Origin of the sequence: Peribacillus sp. YIM B13472 (genome assembly GCF_042788005.1) — a bacterium.
Taxonomy (GTDB): domain Bacteria; phylum Bacillota; class Bacilli; order Bacillales; family DSM-1321; genus Peribacillus; species Peribacillus simplex_E.
In genome coordinates, this window is sequence record NZ_JBHZPG010000035.1 from 1 (window position 1) to 19,089 (window position 19,089).

The following is a 19,089-nucleotide window of genomic DNA, read 5'->3' on the forward strand; positions in this document are numbered from 1 at the left end:
TAGAAAGCATCCTCATCACCTCAAGTTTTAATACTTCTATTTTAAAACAAAAATGACTCCAGGCAAAAGTGTTCTATTTAAAAGGTAAGACAAAGTTGATTGGAGCGAGTGCCTGGATTGGAAATCAACGTCCAAATTGTACAAGCCATAAAAATAGACAAACTCGATTTTCATCGAGTTTGTCTACAGTCTGAGCTGACATCAAAAATGATGTCAGCTTTTTTTCAGGAAAATATCAAGTAATTGAAGAAGGCCGGTAAATGTAGTGAAGAAAAGCAAAGGCAGTATAAAGTTAAGCCAAAGAGAAGACATTAGCGGATGCAGCAGAATGCCAAAGAAAATGGAGAACAGAAAAAGGTCGAGAATGATGAACACTTTTAAACTGTAGATATTAAGGACTTCTTCAGCAAGTTCAAGATGCTCATCCAAGATGGCTTTTTTATTGTTGGTTTCCATGCGATCACCTTAAACCTTTTACGATTATATATTGTTGATATATGAAAAGACTGGATCAATTGTTCTTCTCCGAATGAATGTGCAACCGAAAATACCAAAAAAACATAGATTTTTTACACTAGGTCAATATGTTATACTAATATAATAGTATGTAAGGTTTAGAGATTTTAAATGACTTATATTTTCTTAGCGATAATGAGAAATGAAGAAAGGGGAGAAGAGTGTGAAAAGGAAGAAATGGTTATCCATACTTGCATTATTTGTCTTTTTACTCTCCATGCTCTCCTATACGTTAGCGAAGGATGAAGGGGTAAAATGGCGCAATTTAAACAAAGATAATCTTTTAAGACAGGCTGACCTTTTTAAGGGGAATAAAGAATTGCAAAGGATATTTTTATTTCCGGAAGAGGAGTACGATGAAAGGGAAGCACTCAAAATTGCTGGAACCATAAATAAACTGCCTCATTCCCTTTTGGTAAAAACTGCTGAAAGTGGTGTGAGGATCAAACTATTTAATGGTGAAATAACAGAAAATCAATCCGCGGCCAAATTAAAGGGGAAAACTCCGCGTGGTTATTTGAATAAAGAAACAACTTGGGATGATGTGCCTGGGATGGGCGGATCACATACGGTATTGGTTAAAATCGGAGCAAGTGACAAGGGCAACGGGCATGGCTCCGTTAATTTGGAACTGCATGAGCTGGGGCATTCAATTGATAATATAGTGTTTGATGGAATCCGTGAAGACATGGATTATTTGAAGATTTGGGGTAAGGAAGTGGATGGCCTGTTTCCTGGACAGACGTATTTTTCCAATTACCCTGAGGAATACTTTGCAGAAACGTTTGCCATGTTTTATGTGAACAATGAACAAAATCAATTGCTTAGACAAAAAGCGCCCGAGACTTATAATTTTATTAAACAATTAGATTAAACATTGGGCAATAATACGTTAAAATAAGGAGAATGAAAGTAGAAAAGGTGGTTTATCATGAAGCAATATTTAGATTTATGTAAGCATGTACTCGAAAATGGAACGCAAAAAGGTGATCGTACGGGAACAGGAACGATCAGCACCTTTGGATATCAAATGAGATTCAATTTAAATGATGGATTCCCTGTACTTACAACGAAAAAAGTTAGTTTAAAAGCGATTATCCATGAGTTATTATGGTTTTTGAAGGGTGATACAAACGTTGGCTACCTTCAGGAAAATAGCGTGCGGATTTGGAATGAATGGGCTGATGAAAATGGAGAATTAGGTCCGATTTATGGTCATCAATGGCGTTCTTGGGGAACGGCCGATGGGAGGCAAATCGACCAAATCAGTGAATTGATCGAACAAATAAAAACGAATCCAAATTCAAGAAGATTGATCGTCAGTGCTTGGAATGTTGGGGAACTGGATGAAATGGCCTTGCCGCCTTGCCATGCTTTCTTTCAATTCTATGTCGCTGATGGAAAGCTTTCATGCCAGCTATACCAACGTTCAGCGGACGTCTTTTTAGGTGTGCCTTTTAATATAGCTTCGTATGCGCTCTTAACGATGATGATCGCCCAGGTGTGTGATTTGGAAGTTGGCGAATTTGTACATACTTTCGGGGATGTCCACATCTACTCTAACCACCTTGAACAAGTGGAATTGCAGTTGACCCGTGATCCCAAACCATTGCCAATCATGAAAATCAATCCAGATGTGAAAAATATCTTTGATTTTAGCTTCGAGGACTTCGTTTTGGAAAATTACGAAGCCCATCCCCATATAAAAGGTGAGGTTAGCATATGATATCGTTGATAGTTGCTATGGATCAAAATCGTGTGATAGGTAAAAATAATGAACTGCCATGGCATTTACCGGCAGATTTGCAGTATTTTAAAAAAGTGACGATGGGCCATCCGATCGTCATGGGCCGAAAAACATTTGAATCGATCGGCAGGGTCCTGCCTGGCCGGGAAAATGTCATCGTTACCCGCAATCAGGATTTTAAAGCGGAAGGCTGCGTAGTTTTACATGATATTGCACAAATCAAAACGTTTGCAGATAACCGTGATGAGGAAGTTTTCGTGATTGGCGGAGCTGAAATCTTCAAGGAAATCCTTCCTGTTACCGATCGCCTGTATATAACGGAAATTCATGAAACTTTTGAAGGTGATACTTTCTTTCCCGTGATTGATGAAAATCATTGGGATAAAATCTCCTCAAACCCAGGCAGCATCGATGAAAAAAATCGATATTCACATGATTTTATTATTCTACAAAAAAAATAAAGTGCTAATCCGATTATGGGGAAATGACCATAATCGGATTTTTTGGGTATGGAACGAACAAAAGCGAGAATTTTTAGAAAAATCAATTACATTAATAACAGTAAAGTGCTATAATGATTGAATTCATTAAGGAAGGAAATGAGGGATTGTTATGAATCAGACTGCATCTAAGAATAGGGGGATTCAATTGGAAGATATTCTAATTGCCTATAGAGAACTGAAAGAAATCGTTTTGCATACTCCTTTACAAAAAAATCAGAGGCTCTCTGAAAAATATGATTGTAATGTTTATTTAAAACGCGAGGACCTACAACACGTACGTTCCTTTAAATTAAGAGGGGCTTACTATAAAATGAAAAGCCTGACCCAGGAAGAGACGAAGAATGGAGTCGTTTGTGCCAGTGCAGGAAACCATGCACAAGGAGTAGCTTTTTCCTGCAGCCAATTAGGTATCCATGGGAAAATTTATATGCCTGCTACAACTCCAAGGCAAAAAGTCGATCAAGTGCAGTTATTCGGAAGGGATAATGTGGAAATCATTCTGGTCGGGGATACTTTCGATGATGCATTTGCCATGGCGATGGAATGCTGTGAAAAAGAAGAGCGTTCCTTTATCCATCCATTTGACGATGAAAAGGTAATCGCCGGGCAGGGTACGACGGCTGTAGAAATCCTGAATGATTGTGAAGATGGAATCGACTATGTATTTGCCGCTATGGGCGGTGGCGGTTTAATGGCCGGAGTATCGAGTTATTTCAAATCGGTTTCCCCAAAAACGAAATGCATTGGAGTTGAGCCGCAAGGTGCTGCTTCGATGGAATACTCCTTCAAGGAAGGAAAAGTTTCTGAACTTGAAAACATAGATACATTCGTTGACGGTGCAGCTGTCAAGTGTGTGGGACAGTTGACATATCAGCTTTGTAAGGAAAACCTGGAAGATATCGTTGTCGTACCTTCGGGCCAAATCTGTACGACGATTCTCGATTTATATAATCAGCATGCGATTGTCGCTGAACCGGCAGGGGCTATATCTGTAGCCGCATTGGATTTATACAAAGAACAAATCAAAGGCAAAACGGTTGTATGCATGGTCAGCGGAGGGAATAACGACATTGGGCGTATGCAGGAAATTAAGGAGAAATCCTTATTATATGAAGGGCTGCTTTATTATTTTATCGTGAATTTTCCACAACGTGCTGGAGCTTTAAGGGAATTCCTTGATGAGGTGTTAGGACCGAATGACGATATAAGCCGTTTTGAATATACGAAGAAAAATAATAAAGAAAGCGGGCCGGCCCTGGTTGGTGTAGAACTAAAAGATAAAAATGATTATGAAGGGCTCATTCAGAGGATGAACAAGAAAGGATTCTCTTTCGTAGAGGTCAATAAAGACAGTAATTTATTCCACTTATTGATTTAATCATGGATTAAATGTTAAATTAGGATAGAATAATACCTATGTTTTTACATTTTATTCTGCCGGCCCAGTCGTATATGGGCATACTGTCGATAATTGTTACCATTCTATGACGAATTGCCAGTTCCCTTTCATTTGGTTGGAAATGGTATTATAATCGGAATAGGTCTAATTACAACACCAAAGGGGATGTATCCATGTCGAACATTGGAGTACCTGGTCTAATTCTCATCTTAATATTGGCTTTAATTATTTTTGGTCCGAAAAAACTTCCGGAAATTGGACGTGCTTTTGGGCAAACACTTCGTGAGTTTAAAAAGTCCACGAGTGATTTAACAAAAGGTGATTATGAAGAAGATAAGAAGCTACAACAAAAAAATCATGAATGATTGAATGTGGGCGTAAGATGCAATCGTCTTGCGCCTTTATGCTGGAACAAAGATACGGATTTTCAGATGAAGGCGTGATCAACTTTGGAAGATAAAGAATTAAATATCATCGATCATCTCGATGAATTGAGAAAACGGCTCATCATTACTGCTGTTGCTTTTTTGATCTTTTTTATCGCCAGTTTTATTTATGTTGAGGAGATTTATAATTGGTTCGTGAAAGATCTCGATTTTGACCTGATGGTATTGGGACCGAGTGATATTATCTGGATTTACTTTATGCTTTCAGGTGTCGTAGCCATTGCGGCAACCATACCGGTAATTGCTCTGCAAATCTGGTTATTCGTCAAACCCGCGTTGATGCCAAATGAAGTAAGGGCGACCCTTTCCTATATTCCAGCACTTTTCCTGCTTTTTATCGGAGGGCTTGCTTTCGGTTATTTTGTCATCTTCCCCACCATTCTTCAATTTTTGATTGAACTGGGCGATGGGATGTTCATAACCAGTTTTACAGCGGATAAGTACTTTTCATTCGTATTTAATATGACGATACCTTTTGCTGTTTTATTCGAGCTTCCTGTCGTTACCATGTTTTTGACTTCCCTTGGCATTATAAATCCTTATGTGCTTCAAAAGTTAAGGAAGTATGCATACTTTGTACTGGTCGTCATAGCGATATCAATTACGCCGCCTGACTTTATGTCAGACTTTATGGTGATGGTTCCATTGCTGTTATTATACGAAATCAGTATTTCGTTATCAAAAGTCGTCTATAAACGAAGGGTGAAACGTGAAAGCTTGCGGGAAGACACCTACGAGGAAGGTTTATAAGAAGAAGCCCATAATGGCATTTTGCCCTTATGGGTCTTTTTTTTATGAAAGACAATCTGATTTATCTGTTTTTTTACACATTTGAATATTTATACTTTTGGATTTATTGTGTATAATATAAGCAATCGGTTAAAAATGAGGATTGATATTTTGATGTTCAAATGCTTGGAATTCAAAGATTGTTTTGGACATAAGGTCACAATTTCAGAAATACCTGTCTTACTGCCTAGTGATCCGAATTTTTTTATGTTGACCTTGCGTTTGGAAGTGTTTGTTAAGAAGGTTTTTGCCAATAAAGATCATAAAGAAAATTACTCATTTAAGCATTATTTAGCATCCGTACTCAAATGGCCCGTCTATAACAAGCTTTTTTTTGGAAGTTTACTCAATAATGCTTAATGCGGACTATTCCATAGCTAACTTCTCCGTTAAAAGAGATGACACAATGCCATGCAATATTGAATAAATCGGCATGTGTTCAGGTTAGCTCATGGAACGGTCTTTTTTTGTGTAATCATTTCAATAGAAAAGTATCACTTCACTTGAAAAAGAAGACCTTTGGTTTGAATGCATACCTTAAATAGGTATAATACAATAGATATGTTAATTTAGGGATGTGTAATGATGAATAAAGTAAAGATAGTAACAGACTCGACAGTAGATATGACACCAGAGGAACTGAAATTTTATGATATAACAATGGTCCCTTTATCAATCTTTATAGATGGGGAGACTTTTTTGGATAAGGTTGAAATCGAACAAGAAGAATTCCTGAAAAGGATGAACCAGTCAAAAGAACTGCCAAAAAGCTCACAACCAGCCGTAGGTACCTTTGTGGAGGTATATGATGAGCTCGGAAAAGACGGCAGCGAGATTATTTCCATACATATGACAGGTGGCATGAGCGGCACAGTTCGCTCAGCGGAAAGCGCAGCTAGCATGTCTGAAGCGAAGGTTACCGTTCTTGACTCGAAATTCATTTCTAAAGCGATGTCATTTCAGGTGGTCGAGGCAGCGAAGATGGCGAAGGAAGGGAAATCCGTAGCGGAGATAATTGAACGATTGGAACATATTAAAAAGCAGTCAAGTTTAATCATTGTCATAGAAACACTTGATAACCTCGTTAAGGGTGGAAGGATTGGCAAGGTTTCTGCTTTTATCGGTTCATTGCTGCACATAAAGCCGATTGCACTTCTGGATGATGGTGTACTGAATCCTGTATCCAAAGCCAGGAGCCAGTCACAGGTCGTGAAGTTCATCATCAAGAAATTCAAAGAAGATACACAAGGAAAAAAAATTAGAGGCATTGGTTTTGTACATGCGAATGGTCTTGAAATAGCGGATAAGGTCCGCCAGGCCATTGCAGACTTAACAGGATATCAAGACATAAAGATAGAAGCAACAACGGCAGTTGTCAGTACCCATACAGGTGAAGGCGCCATGGCAATCATGTATTATTGGGACTGATATGGATGAACCATTGAAACTGGGAGGGGGTTTTGTCACTTATACAATTGTCTTTAGTTCGTAGAAATAGTTGCTGTTCCCATTACGATTGGTCTGTTAGAATAAATGAAGTAACAGAATATTTTATACATAAAGGACGGGGTAGGGATGAGAAAGCTGCATTTGCTTATGGCAGCTATGGGAGCATCAATTTTTTTGCTGTTGACAGCATGCGGTTCCAATGGTGTACCTGATGCTAAAAATTGGGACCTTGAAGATTTCAGTTACATTGATCAGGAGGGTAAACCTTTCTCAAAAAGCGATCTTAAAGGAAAGGTTTGGGTAGCGGATTTTATATTCACAAGCTGCGAGACTGTCTGTCTCCCCATGACTTCGAATATGACGAAGCTGCAGCAGCAATTGAAGGATGAAGGTATTACGGATGTTGAGTTCGTTTCATTTTCCGTGGACCCGGAAATTGACAAACCTGAAGTTTTAAAAAGGTTTGGCGACCAATTTAATGTGGATTACGGCAATTGGCACTTCCTGACCGGTTATGGTCAGGAAGAAATCGAGCAGTTTGCATTGGATAACTTTAAAACGATCGTCAAAAAGCCTGAAGCAGAAGATCAGGTGATTCATGGGACCAGCTTTTTTCTAATTGATCAAGAAGGAAAGATCATCATGGATTATACAGGTCTGCAAGATATTCCCCTTGATGAAATCATTAAGCATATTAAAATTTTACAGAATTATTGAACAGGTTAAATGACCTGTTCTTTCTGTTTTCATCCATCATTTTATAATGATTTCATTAGAGCTTTAGCGATGGTGAAAATAAGGTGATTTGTTTTTTGAAGAAACAGCGGAAGTGAAGAATGATTTTGCATGCTCAGTACATGCTAATTTTTATAGGACTAGCTTTAATTTTCTGCATTTTTCATATTGTATAGTAAGGAATGCTCAATTCTGGAAGTACAATGAAGGTATATTGTTTGCAATCATTCGTTTTCTGCATGATATAATATATGGGTAGGAAGGTGAGGGTCATGAGGTACAGAATCACCTGTCTTTTCATATGCCTAGTTTGGATCTCAGGCTGCGGCCAAAGTGAACCAGCCTCAAATCAGCCATCTGTTCAGCAGAAAAGCATAGTTGAGCTGAGTAAAAAGGAAACCATTCCTGCCAGCTTTTTTCCGGACCCTGTGAAAATCGTATCGATTGGCGATTCCTTGACTCAAGGTGTCGGTGATAGTAAAGATAATGGCGGGTATCTGCCTTATTTACAAAATAAGCTGGAAAAAGAACCATCGATTACGTCCGTTGAGATGATTAATCATGGCATACGTGGAAATAGGACCGACCAACTATTGAAAAGACTGGATAAAGCTAGGATTAAAGAAGACATAAAGCAAGCTGATTCGATTGTCGTCACAATCGGTGGAAATGATATCATGAAGGTCTTTAAGCAGAATTTCTCGGACTTGGAACTGAATCAGTTTGATTCGGCAAAAATAGGGTATGAAAAAAGATTAAGGCAGATACTTGATAAGGTTCGTTCCGAAAATGATCATGCGCAAATTTATCTTGTGGGCGTCTATAATCCATTTTCCAAATGGTTTGCAGATTTTTATGAACTTGATATGATCATGAATGAATGGAATGAAAGCGGGAAAGAGATTATCGAAGAATATGATTCAGCCTATTTTATTGATATAGCAGACATTTTCGAGAATTCCGAAGAAGATTTGCTGTATGCCGAGGATTATTTTCACCCAAATGACCGCGGATATGAATTAATCGCGACAAGGATCTATAATGATATGGATATTACCACTATCGGAAAGGACACATTGGAAGCGAGTGCCAAAGGAGATGATGACCAAGAATGACAAATGTCAAATGGAAGACTTTGTTTATTTCCCTATTAGCCCTAAACATCCTGGTCATCCTGTTTGTAACGATTTTAGTTAATCTGCCGACTAAAGATAAAGAGCTGATACCCAAAGTAAGCCATGAAGAAGATATCCAATTTCAAGTTCACACGAATCGGGAAGATTTGACAAGATTAATCAACCAGTATCTGGATAAAGAGGGATTGACGGGATCCATTCACTACGAAGTGTATTTGACGGATGAAGTCGAGTTATATGGAACGATGCCATTTTTTAACCGTGAAGTGGAAATGAAATTGACTTTTGAACCAATTGCCCAAAAAAATGGGGATTTGATCTTGAAGCAAAAATCAATTGCAGTCGGAAAAATGAACCTTCCTGTTTCATATGTAATGAATTTAATAAATGAGCGTTATAACATGCCGGATTGGGTTAGCATCAGTCCCAATGACGAAAGTATTTATGTGTCTTTACAGGATATGGAACTGAAAAGTGATATTAGGGTGAAGGCGAAAGAATTTGACCTTGAAAATGATGACATTTCATTTTTATTGACCATTCCATCATCTTTACAGTGATAGCGAATAAATGGATAAAAGACCAGGCTAGATGTGTTAAATATTTGATGATAAAAGGACCACGCATTTTAGATATGTCTAAAATGCGTGGTTTTTTTTTTTACGGCCCCTTTGGTTGATAAAAACCTAAAACCTTGATTATTATATAGATTACTTTTCAATTTCTGAGATAAAGTAAGAGATAAGAACAGCCTTTTATAATTTATTTAAATCACAAGAAATATCAAATAAATGAAATGGACCCCACTTATAATTTCCATTAGAGGTGAATTATATGAATAAATAAATTATGATTGAATGGATTGAAAACCATTTAAGCGCCTTATTAATGTTCGTTTAAATTCCACCAAATGAAAGGTATAAGTATTAGGCGCTATATGCTTCTAAGAAGGCTTTACTTATCTACAAATGATAGGAAGTCGTAAGAGAATAATTGAATTCTTCGCAAGAAGCATATAGTAGGGCGTTTAAAACTGTTTTTGACATTAGTCCTAGAGAATTTCAACTTAACAGGATGCCGGTTCAATCATTCAATAAGCTCACTATTCATAAAAATAAAGGGTGGTGCAGAATGGATTTTTCGAGAAAATTCGAGGTTGATCAGATACATAACCAATACGGAGAGTTGTTTGACGAATATGTACTCAATATATTGAATGGCTAAGCTATGTATGAGGAGTTTAAAGATAAAAAACTAATGAGAAATACAGACTATGCTCCATATAACGAAGCTATGTGTGTAAATACAACTACTAAGAATATTTTTAATGAGGAATTCATAAAAACAAGAGCAATAGGACACCATGAATTAGTTGAAAATTATATCGACAAGGTAATTAATCCATTAAAGAATCTATTTAACAAAGATTATGAATGCATCGTTTTGTGGTTTGGTGAAGATATGTTTTGCCAAATGAACCTTCTTACAATCCTTGCTTACCTTGAACAGGCCGATTATAGCGGTAGAGTGTTCTTGAACAGTTTTAGTGAGGATGAATTTAAAGTAAGGCAAATGGAACTAAAGACTAGGCAATTATTTAACTGTATATGAAGAAGTATTATTAAATCATAAAAAAACATCAATTGAAGTATTGCCAGTAATGTATCAGCAATAGACATATATTTAGAAATGTTAAAAGAAGATAATCCAGTAACAAATTATATTTCTAAAAATAAAAGCCTGCCTGAATCACAATTGATTAACAGGTTATTTATCCACTTCCCAACAATAGGATATGGTGATTTACAGTATAAAAAACTTATTAATAAAATTAAATAACAGCCCTCTCTCCTAGAATGAACAAGCATCTATTCTTATGAATCATCAAGTCCATTAAATATAGGGGACTTGGAGATTCAATCTATACAACCTTTATTCGAAAATAGATTGCAATGCCAAAAGTTGGATGAGAATAAATGGTGAGTTAACTTACTATTTCCATATTAATGCTTTTTATACATATTTTTTAACGTTATTCATTTGGTGAATTATGAAAAAAGGATGATTAGCCCCATTATAGACTAACTATCCTATGTTTTGTTATCTAAATATATCGATGTATCCTGGTTTTTTATCCATTTATGGAGAGAGCGTTAGGGATTCTAGTGAGGATGATTCCCGATTCGATCCGATTATATAAATGGTTGAGGGAGTATTATCTTGGAAAGCCTTGTTTGGCAAAGGGAGTGCGATTTCTTTTGTTCCCGCTATCCTCACTTCGAAGTCTACTATCATTGGATGAATATTAAGATATTCGCTTGCTTTCCTGAAATGGAGTTGATCAAATACGACATCTCCATCTTTGACGGCAATATCCACTGAGAGTAAATCATATGAAAGCTGGATGAATCGGATCTTTGCTTCATTTGGAGGAACAAATGGATTATCCTCGAAAGGTAACATTTTCAACGATTCATTAGCCAGGGTAGGTGCAAGAGCAATGGTATAGGAACTCCCGCTTTCGAGGGCCAATTTACGGCTTAAAAGAGGTAAGGTGCTTTGCCCGCTGCAGTAAATATCCAATTGGCACTTGCCAGGAGGCAGTGGTAAATAACCATTGTTCTCTTTATATGAGAAACTTTTGAGAATACCGATTTCATTTACATAAACATCAAATGAGGGTGCTGTCGGGGCAGCATGTAAAAAGCGAACTTGTGCAGGCAGTATGACATTCATTTGTTCATATCCCAATTGTTGTGTTGCTTTTTCGAGACTTTTCAGATGCTTATGGTAATAATAATCATGCAATTGCGGATCGTTGTTTTTATTATAAGACGATAGTAAATCATATGTTACCGATTTTTGTGAATATGATTGTTTATCGCTCATTTCCAACACCTCTCATTTTTCCATTATGTTTTTAACATATGTAATTATGCTTGGGCATGTGTCTCCTTTTTAAAAAGGGAATGGACCATTTTCGTAAATAGGTTCGATCGGCATATTATTTTACAGGGTAAAATAAAAGCGTTAAAATGCATTCAATGGATTGTTTGCAAAAAAGGAGGATTTTCATTTGACAAAGGAATTAGAGAAAGCAACATTCGCAGGTGGATGTTTCTGGTGCATGGTGAAACCGTTCGATGAACAGCCAGGCATCGAATCCGTTATCTCTGGCTATACAGGCGGGACTACGGAAAATCCCACATACAAAGAGGTTTGTTCTGAAACCACGGGACATTATGAAGCTGTTCAGATCACCTTTGATCCAAACGTATATCCATATGAGAAGATAATCGAGTTATTTTGGCAGCAAATTGACCCGACAGATGCTGGCGGGCAATTTTATGACCGGGGAAGTTCTTATCAAACGGCTATTTTTTATCATGACGAAAACCAACGTGAAATTGCAGAAGCATCCAAAGCCAAGCTGCAGGCGAGCGCGAAATTTTCTGGACCGATCGTAACTCCGATAATACCAGCCAAAACGTTTTATCCAGCTGAGACATACCACCAGCATTATTATAGAAAGCAACCTGAGCATTATGAAAGATATTCGATCGGCTCAGGACGCAAAACATTCATACAACATCACTGGGGGGAAAAAAATGAAAAGTAAAGAAGAATTAAAAAAGAAACTCACTCCGATTCAATATGAAGTCACACAAAATAATGGAACGGAACCAGCCTTTAACAATGAATATTGGAACATGAAGGAGGAAGGATTATATGTGGATATCGTTTCAGGTAATCCTCTTTTCACTTCAAAGGAAAAGTTTGATTCAGGCTGCGGTTGGCCAAGCTTCACTAAACCGCTTAAAGAAGAGGAAGTGGTGGAAAACCTCGATACGAGTTATGGTATGAGAAGGATCGAAGTTCGCTCAAAAACGGCCGATTCCCATCTCGGTCATGTTTTCAATGATGGGCCGGGACCGTCGGGATTACGCTATTGCATCAATTCTGCATCATTAAGGTTCATCCCGCTCCAAGATCTTGAAAAAGAAGGATACGGAGAATACAAAAAGCTTTTTGATTGATTGGAATACCCCCTATCAGAAATTGATAGGGGGTATTTTAATATTAGGTGGGATTCAATCCGTGATGATTGATGCGATCCGGACATATGGAATGGTGGTAAGTTCCATTGCTTTAGTCCTGCCAGTCACCTCAAAACGGACAGTATGTGAACCGGGACGGAGTCCATTCGTGACAAATAAGTATCTTTCACGGGCAAATGGCCACCAAGTATTCAAAGTCGTGATTTCTATTCCATCGATCCATACATTTACTTCCCCGCCATCAGGACTTCTAAGCAGTTTCACACCAAGCATACTTCCTTTGAAGGTATATTCAATCACACTGCCCTTTTCACTACTAGTGAAATAGCCGCCCCTTGGACGGAAACCGCTCATTTTTTCATAGTGGTCAATTTCCGATAATTCAAATCCAGAACGGGCATGAAGCTTAGATGGAAGGCCTGCTACAGCCTTTTTCCGTTTGATGTTATCCAGGAACCGTTCATAAATTGCATCAGCATATAATTTATAACCAAGCCCATTTGGATGAATCAAATCTCTGGTCAGCTGTTTTTCCGTATATCCTGAATTTTTGAATATTGGTCGCATATCCACATTCGTTGCACCGTAATGTTTGGATAAAAGTCCGATGGCTGAAGCAAATTCCTCATATTTCAAGGAACTTTCTGTTATTGTGAATAATTCAGCATTAGGGTGGAGACGTTTTGCCTTCCTCATTAACGCTTCATATGTCATGGTAAAATCATCGACATTCATATATTTGCGGTCATTTTCACCAAAAACGAAGAAAATCAGATCTTTATGATCATGCTCCCTTCTTTGGGAAAGCTTGAATAGGCCTTCAAAAGCAGTGGATCCGCTTTGGACCACGTAGTCACCGTGTAAAGGAATATCATTGGCATCATTCATCTTATTTTCTAACTGTTTGAACCATGTTAGATTAGGATTTTCAGCTCCGGACCCTCTTCCGATACTGTCACCAATGACGAGATACTGAATGGGCTGGCCTGATTGGAATTTTTGATAAACATTTATCGAATCATCTGATCCATATGTTTTAGGGACTTTTTGAAGGATATAGCTGATTAGAAGGATCGTGGCAATTGCAGCGAAAGGGATGAAGGATTTTGCGTTCGTTTTCAATTATGTTCCCCCGTATTGCCTTTTATGTATCCATGTAGGTATGAAATAGCTTAAAAAGGCTAAGAATTGTTTTTTTACTTATTATATCCCAATTTTGAAGTAACACAATAAATATAAAACGTTTTTTTGACATTTTTCATGGTTAATCGTGGTATTTCAGACAATGAATGATTAGCGGTGAAGATGGTGTTGATTGAAGTTTTTTCTTAAATCCAGAAAAATAGGCAAATGCACAGACCGAGGCGGGCGTATTGACATATGGTAAGGTGTAAAGAGAAATCAGAATTCTAAAAGGAGTGAAACTTAATGTACGGATATGGTGGAAATGTTGCAGGACCAGGGTACGGTTATGGTGGAGGTGGATACGGCGGCGGTGGCTGCGGTGGCTGCGGATTTGGATCAGGCTTCGCATTAATCGTTGTCTTGTTCATTCTTTTGATTATCATCGGTGCTTCATTCTGCTGCTAAGACAATAACCCAAAGACCAGTTGAAAGCTGGTCTTTTCTTTATGTAAGGAAATGGGTGGGGTGACGGTGGACCTTTTAGATTCCAGGTGTGTGACTGAAAAAACATGTAATCCAAATGGGACAGGAGATGCATAACCATTCCTTTTTCCAATCCTGAATATGGCACAACGGGAATGACGAGAGAACGCCATTGAGAAGGAAAATGAGTTGTGTGTATGACATTAAGGGTCTTGGTTTTTCTTTGTTCACCATTTCTGCTAAAATAACGACAGAATGTAATTAATTTAGGGGGATAAAGATATGAAACCTTCCCGTTTACAAGCAGGGGATGAAATTCGCGTAATCGCTCCTTCAAGAAGCTTGGCGATTGTCAAAGGGGAACAACGCAGATTGGCAGAAGAAAGATTGACTGAGCTAGGTTTTAAAGTGACATATGGTGAAACGGTTTTGTTCCATGATGACTTTTTCTCGAATTCAATCGAAGACCGGATCGAGGATTTGCATGATGCGTTCAGGGATCCGAATGTGAAGGGGATTTTTACAGCCATAGGGGGATATAACGCTAACCAATTGTTACGGTATATCGACTATGATTTGATTAAGGAAAATCCAAAAGTGTTGATGGGGTATAGTGATATAACCGCAATATTATTGGCCATATATAATAAAACAGGCTTAACTACATATTCAGGTCCTCATTTCTCGACGTTCGGGATGAAGGCTGGTCTGGAATATACGATGGAATATTTTAAAAAGGCTGTAATTGAAAGTGAAGGCTTTTATCTTGATCCAAGTGAAACGTGGAGTGATGATTCTTGGCATTTAGAACAGGATGACCGCACTTTCCACCCGAATGCTGGATACATGGCCATTCAGGAAGGTGAAGCTGCTGGAACAATCATTGGGGGAAATCTTTGTACTCTCAATCTATTACAAGGTACAGAGTACATGCCATCTTTAAAGGACAGTATCCTTTTCATAGAAGATGACGAAGAAAGCCATCCATTCAGTTTTGACCGGGATTTACAATCCTTGCTCCATCAGCCAGGTGCAAGTGGGATTAAAGGAATCGTCATCGGCCGTTTCCAAAAGGATTCAGGGATGACTGAATATGCGTTGCAGGAAATCATCGCCGCCAAAAAGGAGATAAATGGAATACCCGTGATCGCTAATGCCAACTTTGGTCATGTTCATCCATTTGTAACGGTGCCGGTTGGTTCAAAGGCAGTAATGAAGGTGAAGAACGGAAAAGCGACGATCCAGATCCATCCATGACACAGTTTGAATACGCCGTTCAAAAGTGGACGGTGTTTTAATCTGTTCGGGATGTATGAATATATTTTGCATTAGGGTATATTTTAGGAGTCTTTCCTCTTGTCAGCCCTTGAATTTGTCCTATTTTACAAGCATTATTAGGGAATATGAGTCTAATAGTTCAAATTCTATATTTTTCTGATATAATACTAAGAGATTTAAAATAGAAAAGGTGATTATGTGTTATTAACAATTCCAGCATCCATTCGTTTAGAAGGGGCTTTGGCCGAGTATAATAAAAAAGGCCGTGTGAGCCATACATGTTTCGTTTGTAACGAAGATACTTCTAATGGGGATGCAAGTAACTTGAACTATTATAAGTTAGGAACTAAAAAAGTTTGTCATTCCTGCATGAAAAGTGTTTTGCGTCATCCTTCTTTAAAAGAGTATGAATATGTGCATACTTCAGTTATCGATAAAACTGCTTTTTATAAAAATGTGCTGGCTGTTTTAAAGGATGAAAGTTTTTTGGAGTCAATTCGTGAAGAAAAACTAAATAGCGCATTGTAAGAAAAAAGTGTATCTCTCGCGGATACACTTTTTTTGTCGCCTTTTTGGACGATCACCCTAAAAGCAAGAAATTTATCCGTTAACAGGCTTAGGCCAATTTCTTTAGCAAGATTGCTTTCATCTGGACATACACTTTACTATATTGCATTTGTTTTTAAAGAGAAGGAGTGTGTGGGCTTATGGAGCAGTCTTCATTGATCAAACCGGTCCTGGGAGGAGCCTACCCGACTATCAGTCATGGTCAGGGAGTATTTTTATATGACAAAGATGGAAAGGAATACCTTGATGCTTCTTCCGGTGCTGTTACAGCTAATATTGGCCATGGAGTCCAGGAAATCATTGAAGCGATGGTAAAACAGGCTAAACAGGTTTCATTTGTGTATCGTTCCCAATTTACCAGCGATGCTGCAGAAAAACTTGCCGGGAAAATTGCAGAATTGACGAAAGGGGAACTGACATACAGCTTTTTTGTAAACAGCGGCTCCGAAGCGACTGAAACGGCATTGAAAATTGCCATTCAGCATTGGCAGGAAAAAGGGAAGCCAAAGAAACAGAAAATCATATCGAGATGGATGAGCTACCATGGCATCACGATGGGAGCTCTTTCAATGTCTGGACATCCGATTCGCCGGGAAAGATTTACTTCTATGCTTGAATCATATCCTTCTGTATCTCCTCCATATTGTTACCGATGTCCACTTCAACTTGATCCACATACATGCGGAATGTCCTGTGCTTCGGAATTGGAAGCATCAATCCGGCGTATTGGCAGTGAAAATATAGCGGCTTTTATTGCAGAACCTGTTATCGGCGCAGCTGGAGGGGCTATTGTTCCTCCTGATGGTTATTTTCGAAAACTCAAGAAAATCTGCGAAGAGAATGATATTTTATTCATTGCGGATGAAGTAATGACCGGATTTGGACGTACCGGCAAGATGCTTGCTTCCGAATATTGGGATGTGGAGCCTGATATCGTAACATTTGGTAAAGGTATGAGCGGGGGGTATACACCGATAGCCGCCGCAGTAATGACCAAAAACGTGATGGAGCCCATAATGAAAGGCTCGAAGTCAATTATAGGAGGCCATACCCTAAGTGCAAATCCGTTATCGTGTGCGGTATCTTTGGCCGTTTTAGAATATGTCGAAAGGAATGAACTTGTCGAAAAATCAGCCGACAGAGGGAATTACCTGATTAGGGGCCTGAAAAAGTTGGCAGGGAAGTATTCCTTTATCGGTGATATACGCGGGAGAGGTTTATTGATTGGCATCGAATTTGTCCAGGATAAAGCAACGAAAGCCCCATTTCCGAAGGAGGCAGACGTGACTAATGAAATCATTGAATTGGGAATGAGGAATGGAATACTTCTTTATCCTGCAGCTGCAGGCCTTGACGGTGTAACAGGGGCAGCGATCATCATCTCCCCGCCGTTAACGATATCGGAAGAGGAGTGTGCTGAATTGTTAATGAGGGTCGATATAACTTTTTGGCAATTTAATGAATCGATAGGTAAACGGCCATCACAACAAGGAAGTGAGTCATAGTGGTGGAAAATACATTCCAGAAGATTTGTCGTTTGGAGGATGTCCGCCATCACTTTAAAGATAAACAGTCCATCCTGTTTGGGGGATTCGGTGGCATAGGGACGCCTCCGGGATTGATCAATCTGATTTTGGAATCAGGTATTAAGGATTTAACATTGATTGGGAACGATACAGGTTTCCCCGATATCGGAATCGGAAAACTGGTCACCCAACGCCGTGCGAAAAAAGTCATCGTTTCCCATATCGGTTCCAATCCAAATGCAGGACTATTAATGAACAATGGAGAACTCGAAGTGGAGTTCTCTCCCCAAGGGACACTTGTCGAACGTATCCGGGCCGGAGGGATGGGACTTGGCGGGATATTGACTGATATTGGAATTGAGGCCGATATCGTCCGGGACGGCAAGCAAACCGTAAAGCTAGGTAAGAAAAATTATCTGGTGGAACCGGCATTAACTGCGGATATCGCCATTGTTTACGCAGAAATGGCAGATCCTTATGGAAATCTTATATTTGATAAAAGTGCCAGGAACACGAATCCAATCGTTGCTGCGGCCGGTCAAATCACTATAGTCGAAGCCATGCAAATCGTTCCGCTTGGCACTTTGGATCCAGAGGACATCATTGTACCCGGTGCCTTTGTGGATTATATCATTCCATCAAAAGGAGTCGATTGGAAATGGGTTTGGGAACCGGAGATAGAAACAGAATAGCGAAACGGGCAGCAGCAGAAATAAGCGATGGGATGCTGGTCAATTTGGGAATTGGCATTCCATCACTTGTACCGAATCATCTTTTGAATGATCATAAAGTTATGTTTCATGCAGAAAATGGCCTTGTGGGAATTGGCAGTACTCCTGAAATGGGGAAGGAAGATGCGCATCTTTGCAATGCTGGGGGACTGCCTATCACCATTAGAGCCGGGGCTTCTTACTGCGACAGTACTGTTGCATTTGGGATGATACGGCGAGGCAGGGTGGATATCACGATTCTAGGAGCCCTTCAAGTAAGTCAAGCGGGGGATCTCGCTAATTGGATTGTCCCGGGAAAGCGGGTGCCAGGCATGGGCGGTGCAATGGAACTGGCTGCGAAGGCAAAAAAGGTCATTGTCTTGATGGAACATAACGATAAAGCGGGCATGTCTAAATTAGTCAAAAAATGTACGTTGCCGTTAACTGCCAAGAAATGCGTACATATGATCATCACCGAATTAGGCGTGTTTTCCGTAACTTCGGAGGGACTCCTATTAACTGATGTATTTGATACTTCCAGCATTCAGGAAATCAGGAATCGGACCGAAGCCTCGTTTACCGTCTCTGAAAACATCCATATTTTAAAAGAATGAGAGAGGAG

Annotated in this window: 22 protein-coding genes and 1 pseudogene; 20 read left to right on the forward strand and 3 right to left on the reverse strand. The window is 39.0% G+C overall.

Features of this window, described 5'->3' with window-relative positions:
- Positions 1–213: 213 nt before the first annotated feature.
- Positions 214–456 (reverse strand): hypothetical protein, encoded by a 243-nt coding sequence (locus ACFX4I_RS21175; RefSeq protein WP_377422832.1) that lies wholly within the window; start codon positions 454–456, stop codon positions 214–216.
- A 223-nt stretch (positions 457–679) separates the two neighbouring features.
- On the opposite strand from ACFX4I_RS21175, the gene ACFX4I_RS21180 reads away from it, so the two are divergent.
- The 12 genes and pseudogenes from ACFX4I_RS21180 to ACFX4I_RS21235 all read left to right on the forward strand — a co-directional run bounded on the left by ACFX4I_RS21180 (position 680) and on the right by ACFX4I_RS21235 (position 10,559).
- Positions 680–1,390: an anthrax toxin lethal factor-related metalloendopeptidase gene (locus ACFX4I_RS21180; protein WP_377422834.1), complete on the forward strand. Its 711-nt coding sequence runs from the start codon at positions 680–682 to the stop codon at positions 1,388–1,390.
- Positions 1,391–1,447: 57 nt separating this feature from the next.
- Positions 1,448–2,242 (forward strand): thymidylate synthase, encoded by a 795-nt coding sequence (locus tag ACFX4I_RS21185; RefSeq protein WP_230304306.1) that lies wholly within the window; start codon positions 1,448–1,450, stop codon positions 2,240–2,242.
- Entirely contained in the window at positions 2,239–2,724 is a 486-nt protein-coding gene (locus ACFX4I_RS21190) for a dihydrofolate reductase (protein WP_283931816.1), read from the forward strand. The genes ACFX4I_RS21185 and ACFX4I_RS21190 overlap by 4 nt, the downstream gene beginning before the upstream one ends.
- A gap of 151 nt (positions 2,725–2,875) precedes the next feature.
- The gene (ilvA, locus tag ACFX4I_RS21195; protein WP_230303911.1) at positions 2,876–4,144 is read left to right on the forward strand and encodes a threonine ammonia-lyase IlvA; all 1,269 of its coding nucleotides are present in this window, start codon (positions 2,876–2,878) and stop codon (positions 4,142–4,144) included.
- A 194-nt stretch (positions 4,145–4,338) separates the two neighbouring features.
- On the forward strand, positions 4,339–4,530 hold the full coding sequence (gene tatA / locus ACFX4I_RS21200; RefSeq protein ID WP_034307557.1) for a twin-arginine translocase TatA/TatE family subunit: 192 nt from the start codon (positions 4,339–4,341) through the stop codon (positions 4,528–4,530).
- An 84-nt stretch (positions 4,531–4,614) separates the two neighbouring features.
- On the forward strand, positions 4,615–5,361 hold the full coding sequence (gene tatC / locus ACFX4I_RS21205) for a twin-arginine translocase subunit TatC (protein WP_230303910.1): 747 nt from the start codon (positions 4,615–4,617) through the stop codon (positions 5,359–5,361).
- Positions 5,362–5,514: 153 nt separating this feature from the next.
- A complete protein-coding gene (locus ACFX4I_RS21210) occupies positions 5,515–5,760 on the forward strand; it encodes a DUF2535 family protein (protein ID WP_309518832.1) in 246 nt (81 codons plus the stop codon).
- Positions 5,761–5,985: 225 nt separating this feature from the next.
- A complete protein-coding gene (locus ACFX4I_RS21215) occupies positions 5,986–6,828 on the forward strand; it encodes a DegV family protein (RefSeq protein WP_230303913.1) in 843 nt (280 codons plus the stop codon).
- Positions 6,829–6,975: 147 nt separating this feature from the next.
- Positions 6,976–7,566: an SCO family protein gene (locus tag ACFX4I_RS21220; protein ID WP_377422838.1), complete on the forward strand. Its 591-nt coding sequence runs from the start codon at positions 6,976–6,978 to the stop codon at positions 7,564–7,566.
- Between the two features lie 290 nt (positions 7,567–7,856).
- Entirely contained in the window at positions 7,857–8,699 is an 843-nt protein-coding gene (locus ACFX4I_RS21225; protein WP_377422841.1) for an SGNH/GDSL hydrolase family protein, read from the forward strand.
- Positions 8,696–9,280 (forward strand): YpmS family protein, encoded by a 585-nt coding sequence (locus tag ACFX4I_RS21230; protein WP_098369327.1) that lies wholly within the window; start codon positions 8,696–8,698, stop codon positions 9,278–9,280. The genes ACFX4I_RS21225 and ACFX4I_RS21230 overlap by 4 nt, the downstream gene beginning before the upstream one ends.
- Before the next feature lie 350 nt (positions 9,281–9,630).
- Positions 9,631–10,559: pseudogene (locus ACFX4I_RS21235) on the forward strand (helix-turn-helix domain-containing protein).
- 300 nt (positions 10,560–10,859) lie between these two features.
- On the opposite strand, the gene ACFX4I_RS21240 reads toward ACFX4I_RS21235, so the two are convergent.
- Entirely contained in the window at positions 10,860–11,609 is a 750-nt protein-coding gene (locus tag ACFX4I_RS21240) for a DUF4397 domain-containing protein (protein ID WP_377422843.1), read from the reverse strand.
- A gap of 238 nt (positions 11,610–11,847) precedes the next feature.
- On the opposite strand from ACFX4I_RS21240, the gene msrA reads away from it, so the two are divergent.
- Both msrA and msrB read left to right on the forward strand, forming a co-directional pair.
- Complete coding sequence (gene msrA, locus ACFX4I_RS21245; protein WP_377422906.1) at positions 11,848–12,339, forward strand: peptide-methionine (S)-S-oxide reductase MsrA; 492 nt, start codon at positions 11,848–11,850, stop codon at positions 12,337–12,339.
- Positions 12,329–12,757 carry a peptide-methionine (R)-S-oxide reductase MsrB gene (gene msrB, locus ACFX4I_RS21250; RefSeq protein ID WP_230303904.1) on the forward strand — a complete coding sequence of 143 codons (429 nt, stop codon included), beginning with the start codon at positions 12,329–12,331 and terminating at the stop codon, positions 12,755–12,757. Before msrA ends, msrB begins: the two co-directional genes overlap by 11 nt.
- 54 nt (positions 12,758–12,811) lie before the next feature.
- On the opposite strand, the gene ACFX4I_RS21255 is transcribed toward msrB, so the two are convergent.
- Positions 12,812–13,900 (reverse strand): SGNH/GDSL hydrolase family protein, encoded by a 1,089-nt coding sequence (locus ACFX4I_RS21255; RefSeq protein WP_230303903.1) that lies wholly within the window; start codon positions 13,898–13,900, stop codon positions 12,812–12,814.
- A gap of 306 nt (positions 13,901–14,206) precedes the next feature.
- Here ACFX4I_RS21255 and ACFX4I_RS21260 point away from each other — a divergent pair, with 306 nt between their 5' ends.
- The 6 genes from ACFX4I_RS21260 (at position 14,207) to ACFX4I_RS21285 (ending at position 19,081) form a co-directional block, all read left to right on the forward strand.
- Positions 14,207–14,368, forward strand: a complete 162-nt coding sequence (locus ACFX4I_RS21260; protein WP_230303902.1) for a YjcZ family sporulation protein — start codon at positions 14,207–14,209, stop codon at positions 14,366–14,368.
- Positions 14,369–14,668: 300 nt separating this feature from the next.
- A complete protein-coding gene (locus ACFX4I_RS21265; RefSeq protein ID WP_377422847.1) occupies positions 14,669–15,643 on the forward strand; it encodes a S66 peptidase family protein in 975 nt (324 codons plus the stop codon).
- 219 nt (positions 15,644–15,862) lie between these two features.
- On the forward strand, positions 15,863–16,192 hold the full coding sequence (locus ACFX4I_RS21270) for a hypothetical protein (protein WP_230303368.1): 330 nt from the start codon (positions 15,863–15,865) through the stop codon (positions 16,190–16,192).
- 179 nt (positions 16,193–16,371) lie between these two features.
- Positions 16,372–17,736 carry an aspartate aminotransferase family protein gene (locus tag ACFX4I_RS21275; RefSeq protein WP_377422849.1) on the forward strand — a complete coding sequence of 455 codons (1,365 nt, stop codon included), beginning with the start codon at positions 16,372–16,374 and terminating at the stop codon, positions 17,734–17,736.
- A gap of 23 nt (positions 17,737–17,759) precedes the next feature.
- Positions 17,760–18,449: a CoA transferase subunit A gene (locus tag ACFX4I_RS21280; protein WP_377422907.1), complete on the forward strand. Its 690-nt coding sequence runs from the start codon at positions 17,760–17,762 to the stop codon at positions 18,447–18,449.
- Positions 18,416–19,081, forward strand: a complete 666-nt coding sequence (locus ACFX4I_RS21285) for a 3-oxoacid CoA-transferase subunit B (protein ID WP_230303370.1) — start codon at positions 18,416–18,418, stop codon at positions 19,079–19,081. Before ACFX4I_RS21280 ends, ACFX4I_RS21285 begins: the two co-directional genes overlap by 34 nt.
- Positions 19,082–19,089: the final 8 nt, after the last annotated feature.